This is a genomic window from Polaromonas sp. P1_E3, from assembly GCF_056405935.1.
In genome coordinates, this window is record NZ_JBFUBD010000405.1 from 1 (window position 1) to 2,327 (window position 2,327).

3 protein-coding genes are annotated in these 2,327 nt (G+C 61.1%); all 3 read right to left on the bottom strand.

All coding sequences use genetic code 11. The features are described from left to right. Positions 1-527: GntR family transcriptional regulator (locus AC1D0Z_RS19810; RefSeq protein WP_477659887.1), on the bottom strand; the 527-nt coding region annotated here is incomplete at its 3' end. Continuing rightward, positions 524-1,405, bottom strand: coding sequence for an ABC transporter permease (locus AC1D0Z_RS19815; protein ID WP_477659888.1), 882 nt, complete (start codon positions 1,403-1,405; stop codon positions 524-526). The genes AC1D0Z_RS19815 and AC1D0Z_RS19810, both read right to left, overlap by 4 nt. Continuing rightward, the gene (locus tag AC1D0Z_RS19820; protein ID WP_477659889.1) at positions 1,405-2,319 is read right to left on the bottom strand and encodes an ABC transporter permease; all 915 of its coding nucleotides are present in this window, start codon (positions 2,317-2,319) and stop codon (positions 1,405-1,407) included. Before AC1D0Z_RS19820 ends, AC1D0Z_RS19815 begins: the two co-directional genes overlap by 1 nt. Positions 2,320-2,327 lie beyond the last annotated feature (8 nt).

Genomic DNA, 2,327 nt, shown 5'->3' on the forward strand with positions numbered 1-2,327 from the left:
CGGCTGTCCTTGTGGGACGTGCTGTAGGTCATCAAAATCAGCGACGTGCGCGAGGTGAGTTCGCGCAGGATGCGGCCCAGCGTCTGGTGGCCCGCGCGCTCGGCGATCTGCAGGTGAAAGTCGCCCGACAGCCGGATCGCGCGGTGCATGTCGCCGGCCAGGCGCGCTGCTTCCTCGTCGTCAATGCAGCGTTTGAGCTGTTGCATGTCGGCCTCGCTCGCCTTCGCAATGAAAAGCTCCACCAGCGTGGGTTCAATCAGCCGGCGCACCTCAAAAACTTCGCGCGCCTCCTGCTCGGTGGGCTGGGCCACAGTGGCGCCGCGGTTGGGAATGAGGGTGACGACCTGCTCATTGGCCAGCCGCACCAGCACCGGGCGGATCCGCGTGCGCGACACCCCGAAGGCGCCGGCCAGCTTGTCTTCGACCAGCTTGGTGCCTGGCGGCAGGCGGTGGTCCAGGATGGCCGAGATCACGCGCTCATACATTTCGCTATCGGTCAGGGGAGTGGCTGTCGTTGCCTCGGTCATCGGGTGCCTTTCTTTTGCCGGCGGCCCAGCCACCAGGCCAGGCCCAGGGCCAGCGCCATGACCAGCAACGACACCACAGTGGTGACGGTACCCAGAGCATAAATGGACGGCGTGGTGACGGTGGTGGTCAGTCCCTGCAGCTCCAGCGGCAGGGTGTTCACGTCGCCGATGGCCTGCGAGGTTCGGGCGATCTCGTCCCAGCTCAGGGTAAAACCAAACATGCCAATGCCCACCACCGACGGCGCAATCAGCGGCAGCACCACATGCCGAAAGCCCTGCCACGGCGTGGCGCCCAGGTCGCGCGCGGCTTCTTCGTAAGCCGGGTTGAAGCGGTTGAAAATCGCGAACATGATCAAAAGGCCAAAGGGCAGCGTCCAGGTCAGGTGTGCGCCCAGCGCCGAGGTGAACAGGCCCAGCGAGGTACCGTAGCCTTCCTGCGCATCGGCCATGCCGAAAGCCTCCAGGGCTTTCTTGACGCCGGTGTCGAGCAGGCGGAACTCCAGGCCAATGCCCAGCGACACGATGATGGACGGCATGATCAGGCTGGCCACCACCACAAAAAACAGCGCGTTGCCGCCCGCGAGCTTCTTGCGAAACGCCAGCCCGGCCAGCACAGAGAACACCACCGTGAAAGCCATCACCGCCAGGCCCAGGCCCAGCGAGCGCCTGAGCGCCGCGCCGATGTCCACCACGCCCAGCCCTTCGGCCAGCTTGTAAAACCAGTGCAGCGACACACCGCGCAGCGGAAACGTCAGCCCGCCTTCAGGCCCCTGAAAGCTCAGCACCACGATGACAAACATCGGGCCGTACAAAAACAGCACAAACAGTGCAAAGAACGCGGCGAGGAACCAGAAGCCGGCGGTGCGTTTGTCTTGCATCACAGTTCCTTTCTGATGTCGACCAAGCGCGTTAAAGCCCAGATGATCATCAGCACAATCGCCAGCAGGATCACCGCATTGGCTGCCGCCAGCGGAAACTGCAGGTAAGACGTCTGCACCTGGATGATCTTGCCGATGGAGGYGATCTGCTGGCCGCCCATCACGCCGATGGTCACGAAATCGCCCATCACGATGGTGATGACGAAGATGGAGCCGATGATGATGCCCGTGCGCGATAGCGGCACGATGACGTTCCACAGCGTTTGCCAGGCCGAAGCGCCGCTGTCATTGGCTGCCTCAATCAGGCTGCGGTCTATGCGCATCATGGAATTGAAAATCGGCACGATCATGAACATGGTGTACAGATGCACAAACGCCAGCACCACCGAAAAATCCGAAAACAGCAGCCACTCCACAGGCTGGTTCACGATGCCCAGGCCCGTCAGGCTCTGGTTCACCAGGCCATTACGGCCCAGCAGCGGCACCCACGAGATCATGCGGATCACGTTGGACGTCCAGAACGGAATCGTGCACAGCACGAACAGCAACGTTTGTACACTTTGCGAGCGCACATAAAACGCCAGGAAGTACGATACCGTAAAGCCCGTCACCAGCGTGATCAACCAGACCAGGAAACTGAACTTGAAGGTCGACAAATAGGTCTTGAAGGTGACGCACATCTCCGACGTATTGCCGCAGCCTTCAAAGATGGCAAAGTAATTCTTCAGCGTAAAACCGGGCAGCAACTCATATTCATTGAAGTCCCAAAAGCTGACCATCAACACCAGCGCCAGCGGCACCAGAAAAAACACCACAAACACCGCCGTCAACGGCATAGCCTGCCACCAGGCCGCAAGGCTGCGCCCCGGCGCCTTGGCCGGGCTCGAATGGGCAGTGATTGCAGGTGCGCTCATAAAAATCC